Origin of the sequence: Hyalangium sp. (assembly GCF_035629615.1) — a bacterium.
In the GTDB taxonomy this organism is placed as follows: Bacteria; Myxococcota; Myxococcia; order Myxococcales; family Myxococcaceae; genus Hyalangium.
The window spans coordinates 1-5,689 of sequence record NZ_DASPHO010000223.1 but is presented as its reverse complement, the minus strand read 5'-3'; the positions used below and the strand labels follow the sequence as shown (position 1 = coordinate 5,689).

6 protein-coding genes are annotated in these 5,689 nt (G+C 69.4%); 5 read left to right on the top strand and 1 reads right to left on the bottom strand.

The genetic code is table 11. The annotated features are described in order from the left end of the window. Positions 1-53 precede the first annotated feature (53 nt). Positions 54-965 (bottom strand): ABC transporter ATP-binding protein, encoded by a 912-nt coding sequence (locus VD972_RS11360; RefSeq protein WP_324985191.1) that lies wholly within the window; start codon positions 963-965, stop codon positions 54-56. Between the two features lie 230 nt (positions 966-1,195). On the opposite strand from VD972_RS11360, the gene VD972_RS11355 reads away from it, so the two are divergent. The 5 genes from VD972_RS11355 to VD972_RS11335 form a co-directional block, all read left to right on the top strand. Next, positions 1,196-1,411 (top strand): hypothetical protein, encoded by a 216-nt coding sequence (locus VD972_RS11355; RefSeq protein WP_324985188.1) that lies wholly within the window; start codon positions 1,196-1,198, stop codon positions 1,409-1,411. A gap of 91 nt (positions 1,412-1,502) precedes the next feature. Next, a complete protein-coding gene (hemB, locus tag VD972_RS11350; protein WP_324985185.1) occupies positions 1,503-2,471 on the top strand; it encodes a porphobilinogen synthase in 969 nt (322 codons plus the stop codon). A gap of 174 nt (positions 2,472-2,645) precedes the next feature. Continuing rightward, positions 2,646-3,062 carry a hypothetical protein gene (locus tag VD972_RS11345; protein WP_324985182.1) on the top strand — a complete coding sequence of 139 codons (417 nt, stop codon included), beginning with the start codon at positions 2,646-2,648 and terminating at the stop codon, positions 3,060-3,062. A 23-nt stretch (positions 3,063-3,085) separates the two neighbouring features. After that, positions 3,086-3,703, top strand: a complete 618-nt coding sequence (locus VD972_RS11340) for an RDD family protein (protein ID WP_324985194.1) — start codon at positions 3,086-3,088, stop codon at positions 3,701-3,703. Continuing rightward, positions 3,688-5,689, top strand: a 2,002-nt coding sequence (locus tag VD972_RS11335; RefSeq protein ID WP_324985179.1) for a D-alanine--D-alanine ligase family protein, incomplete at its 3' end; no start/stop codon positions are given. The genes VD972_RS11340 and VD972_RS11335, both read left to right, overlap by 16 nt.

The following is a 5,689-nucleotide window of genomic DNA, read 5'->3' as shown; positions in this document are numbered from 1 at the left end:
CTTGCGTGACGCCGCCTCGCGCAGCACATAGCCGGCGATTCCGAACATAGGCCTCATGCCGCCGCTCCCATGGTGGAGGTGAGGACCGCCTCCAGATCCTGCCCGTCCCGCTTGAGCTCCACCAGCAGCGCTCCCGCCGCGCGCGCCTTGTCCAGCGCCGCGTTCAGCGCCGCCGGGTCCGTCGCCTCCACGTGGAAGAGCCCCTCTGAGCCCACCGACTGGAAGCCCGCTGCGCCCAGGGCCTCCGCGTCCGCGCCCGGCGCGAAGCGCACCGCCCACCTCGCCCCGCTGCGAGCCAGATCCTCCAGCCGCCCCTCACGCAGCACGCGCCCGTCCGCGAGGATGGCGACCCGATCGCACACGCGCTCGGTCTCCGCCAGCAGGTGGGAGTTCAGGAACAGCGTGGTTCCGCGCCGGACCTCTTCCTGGAGGATGCTGCGCACTTCCACGCGGCCCATGGGATCGATGCCGTCCGTGGGCTCGTCCAGCACCAGCAGGGAAGGGGAGCCCACCAGCGCGGCTGCCAGCCCGAGCCGCTGCCGCATGCCCTTGGAGTACCCGCCGATCCGCTGGTCCACCGCGTGCGCCAGCCCGACACGCTCCAGCAGGCGCAGCTGCGCGGCCCGGTCCGGCTGCAGCCCCTTGAGCTTCGCCACCGTGTGGAGGAACGCGGTGGACGTCCACGCATGGGGCAGGTGCAGGCGCTCGGGCAGGTAGCCGATGCGCGCGCGGATTCGAGGATCCTCCGGAGAGCCCCCCAGGACTTTGACAGCCCCGGCCGTCGGCCGAACGATGCCGAGGATGGCCTTGATGAACGTCGTCTTCCCCGCGCCGTTGGGGCCAATCAGCCCGAAGGCGCTCCCCTCTGGCACGGTGAGATCCACGCCCCGCAATGCCTCAATGCCCGTGCGCCGGAAGGCGCGACGGTAGGTCTTGCGGAGCCCACTGACTTCGATGGCGGACACAGGTCCACTCTAGACGATGACGCCGGGCGCCGATTGCCTTCCTGGGAAGCCGGACGGGCAGGCGGGCGCGCTGTGGGCTTGCTTGCGTCCCGTGTTTTGCACCCCCTGGGAAAAGGTGTTCGCAGGCGGGGCCTCACTGGCAGCGTGAGTCCTCCACCTTTCGCGCCTTTCACCCACTCCTACCCCTGGTCTGCCCCATGCATAGGACTTCGGGAAGGAGGAACGCACGAATGAGCTGGAGGGAGATCGTTCAGAAGGAGCTGGTTCTGGCGCGGCGGGAGCTGGCGGCGGCGGAGGAAGGGCTCAAGGCCGACACCCCGGCGGCCCATAGCCGCTATCTCCGGGCGCTCCATGAGGCGGAGCTGGCCGAGCATCGCGCGAACCACGCCTCCCGGCATCCCTCCGGGAGCTCATGGAGTCCAGAGCCCGAGGCAGGGCGGGTGTGACACCGGACGCCCCGCTGCCTGCCCGGCGGGGGGCTGTGAATCCATTTGAGGGCTGAAGGAGAGGCCTGCGACGGTTTATACCGTCGTCACCATGGCCTTCCCGACCCATCGCCCCCGCCGCCTGCGTCGCTCCCCCGTCCTCCGGGACATGGTGCGTGAGACGACGCTGGCTCCCTCCGACTTCATCTACCCGCTGTTCGTGGTGGAGGGCCGGGACGTGCGCCGCCCCATCGGCTCCATGCCGGGCATCTTCAACCTCTCCCTCGAGCACGCCGTCACCGAGGCGAAGCTGGCGAGGTCGCTCGGAGTGCCCGCCGTCATCCTCTTCGGCATCCCGGACTCCAAGGACGCCCGGGGTACCCAGGGCTACGCGCGAGACGGCATCGTCCAGCGCGCCATCCGCGCCATCAAGGAGGCCGTCCCCGAGCTGCAGGTTGTCGCGGACGTGTGCCTGTGCGAGTACACCGATCACGGCCACTGTGGCGTGCTGGAGGGCGGCCATGTGGCCAATGACGCCACCCTGCCGCTGCTGGCGCAGATGGCCGTCACCTGCGCCCAGGCCGGCGCGGACATCATCGCCCCCTCGGACATGATGGATGGCCGCATCCACGCCATCCGCAAGTCCCTGGATGAGGTTCACCTGGTGGACACGCCCATCCTCTCGTACGCGGCCAAGTACGCCTCCGGCTTCTACGGCCCGTTCCGCGAGGCCGCCCAGAGCGCCCCCCAGTTCGGCGACCGCCGCGGCTACCAGATGGACCCGGGCAATGCGCGCGAGGCCCTCAAGGAGGTAGGCCTGGACGTAGAGGAGGGCGCCGACATGGTCATGGTCAAGCCCGCGCTCTCCTACCTGGACATCATCCACCGCGTGAAGGAGCGCGTGGACCTGCCCGTGGTGGCCTACAACGTGTCCGGCGAGTACGCCATGGTGAAGGCCGCCGCCCAGAATGGTTGGGTGGATGGCGATCGCGTGATGTTGGAGGTCCTCACATCGATCAAGCGCGCCGGGGCGGATCTCATCATCACCTACCACGCCCTGGAGGCCTCGAAGCTCCTCTAGGAGACAGGCGGCCCGGGAAGTGGCGCGGGCCGCTTGATCCTGCGCGGCACTGCGCGCAAAGTAATCCGCACGGCAATGCCCACGAAGAAGAAGCGCCCCAAACGCAAGGTGGCGAAGCCTCCGCCCGAACGTCACCGCCGAGCTGGGAAGCGCCCAGGAGCGGGGCACACTCCTGTGATCCGCTCGCCCGGCCCCCTCCAGTACAAGGTCGTCGAGCTGTCCACCGTGGACGAGGGCTCGCTGGAGCGCACCCTCAATGAGTGGGTCGCGAAGGGCTGGAACCTGGATGGCGTCCAGTTCGCCATGCGCGAGTCCTCCAAGCGCCCGGCCATGGCCTTCGTCTTCTTCACTCGTGAGGGCGAGGCCGATGTCCATACTCATGACGCCGAGGAGGCTCGGGAGCGGCTGATGCGCCTGTCGGAGACGGGCTCGCCCACGGCGGAGCTGGCCGCGGACAACGCGCGCGTGCACTCGAAGCGCTCTCAGTCCCAGCGCATGCCCATCAGCGCCTACGAGCGGCTGGCCCAACTGGCTGGCCTGGATGAGCCCGAGCCTCTCGAGAAGGGTCTCACGCTGGAGCCCGAGGAGTGAGCCCCGGCCCCGAGCGCCTCTTCATGACCGCCCCGCGGAGCGCGCGCGTGCTGCGCCTCGTCCACGAGGGCGACGCCATGGTCGGCTCGCCCTACCCCAAGGCCTCGCTGCTGCTGCGCGTGGGCGCACGGCTGGCGGACGTGGCCGTGGCGTGGGGCCTGTGGGTCGTCTGTGGCGCCGCAGGCTCCGTGGTGGCGCTGCTCTTCCTGCTCCTGGCCGACGGCATGCTCCAGGGCCAGAGCGTGGGCAAGCGGATCTTCGGCGTGAAGGTGATGCACCTGCCCACCCGCTCGGCGGCGCGCCACCGGGACAGCGCCCTGCGCAATGCCCCGCTGTCTCTGATCGTCCTGCTGGGGATGATGCCCGAGGGGCTGGGGCTGGTGGCCGGAGCGGCGGGGCTGCTCGTCATCGGCGGGCTGGAGGGGTGGCGGGTCTTGAGGGATCCGCTCGGCTGGCGGCTCGGGGACATGTGGGCCCAGACGCAGGTGGTCGACGGGAAGGTTGTGGCAGGCGCGACGGTTGCCGCCCGCACCCCCGTGGCGCATGAGCGCGCCACCGGGCGACTCATGTCCGCGGCGAAGGTTCGCCGCGGCCGCTCGTTCAAGCGAGCCAGAAGGGGGAAGCCGTGCGCATCGCGCTGACGTACAACCTCAGGCTCTCCGACTCGGAAGAGGAGGCGGAGTTCGACACCCAGGAGACGGTGAACGCCCTGGCCAGCGCGATCGAGCGGCTCGGCCACCGGCTGGAGCGCTTCGAGGTGAGCGGCCCGGCCTCGCGCACCGTGGCCCGCCTGGAGGCGTACAGCCCGGACCTCATCTTCAACACCGCCGAGGGGCGCCGCGGCCGCTTCCGCGAGGCCTTCTACCCGGCCCTCTTCGACGAGCTGGGCTTCCCCTACACTGCCAGCGACGCGTACGCCCTGGCCGTCACCCTCGACAAGCAGCTCACCAAGCTCATCCTCGCCAAGCACGGCATCCGCACGCCGGGCTGGCAGTACGTGGAGAAGCTCAGCGAGCTGACGGCGGAGAACCTGCGCTTCCCCGTCATCGTCAAGCCGAACTTCGAGGGCTCCTCCAAGGGCATCACCCAGGACTCCATCGCGGAGACGCTGGACGAGGTGCGCGCCAAGGTGGGGGCGGCGCTGGCCAGGTACCCGGCCGGTGTGCTGGTGGAGGAGTTCATCGGCGGCCGCGATCTGACGGTGCCCTTCCTGGCCGCGGTGGACAACGACTACGACGGGGTGCTCACCCCGGTGGAGTACGTGATCGACTCGGCCGCCACCGCGAGCCGCAAGTACCAGATCTACGACTACGATCTGAAGGTGAAGGACTACAGCGCCGTCAGCGTGCGCGCCCCGGCAAACATCCCCGCGAAGACGGCGGAGGACGTGCGGAAGATGGCGCAGAAGATCTTCGGCGTCCTGGACTGCCGGGATCTGGGCCGGATCGACTTCCGCCTCAGCGACGCGGGTGTGCCGTACTTCCTGGAGATCAACGCGCTGCCCAGCCTGGAGCCGGGTGCGGGCATCTACGCCTCCGCGGCGCTGGAGGGGCTGCACCTGGATGGGGTGATCGGCAGCATCATCCAGAGCGCGGCGAAGCGGTACAAGATCAAGGACTCGGCGCGGCGCCAGGGCAAGCCGGCGCGCAAGACGGGTCCGCTGCGCGTGGGCTTCACCTACAACGTCAAGCGCGTGAAGCCCACGGTGGATGCCTCGGAGGACAGCGAGGCCGAGTACGACTCGCCGGCCACGCTCCAGGCCATCCGCGAGGCCATCGCCTCGTGGGGCCATGAGGTGGTCGATCTCGAGGCCAACCAGGAGCTGCCCAACGTGCTGTCCACCACGCCGCTGGACATCGTGTTCAACATCGCCGAGGGCTTCAAAGGCCGCAACCGCGAGAGCCAGGTGCCGGCGATGCTGGAGCTGCTGGACATCCCGTACACGGGCAGCGATCCGGCTACCCTCTCCATCGCCCTGGACAAGGCGCTGGCGAAGAAGATCGTCCGGCAGGCCGGCATCCACACACCCACCTTCCAGCTGATGCTGACGGGCAAGGAGCGGCTCAACAAGGAGTTCACCACCTTCCCGCTGATGGTGAAGCCGGTGGCGGAGGGCTCCTCCAAGGGCGTGGTGAGCAAGAGCGTCTGCCACAGCGAGGCGGAGCTGCGCGACGTGGTGCGGGAGATCGTCGGCAAGTACCAGCAGCCGGCGCTGATCGAGGAGTACATCGGCGGGCGCGAGTTCACCGTGGGCCTGCTGGGCGAGCGCCGGCCGCGCGTGCTGCCGCCCATGGAGATCGTCTTCCTGGACAAGGAGGAGAAGAACCCGGTCTACAGCTTCCAGCACAAGCTCGACTGGACGAACCGCATCCGGTACGACGCGCCCGCGAAGCTCGAGCCGGCGCTGCTGGAGAAGCTGCGCGCGGCGGCGCGTGGCTCGTTCATGGCGCTGGGGTGCCGCGACGTGGCGCGCATCGACTTCCGCATGGACGACAAGGGCCGCATCTACTTCATCGAGTGCAACCCGCTGCCAGGCCTCACGCCGGGCTGGAGCGATCTGGTGCTCATCGCCCAGGGCGCCGGCATGGACTACCGGACGCTCATCGGCGAGATCATGGCCCCGGCCA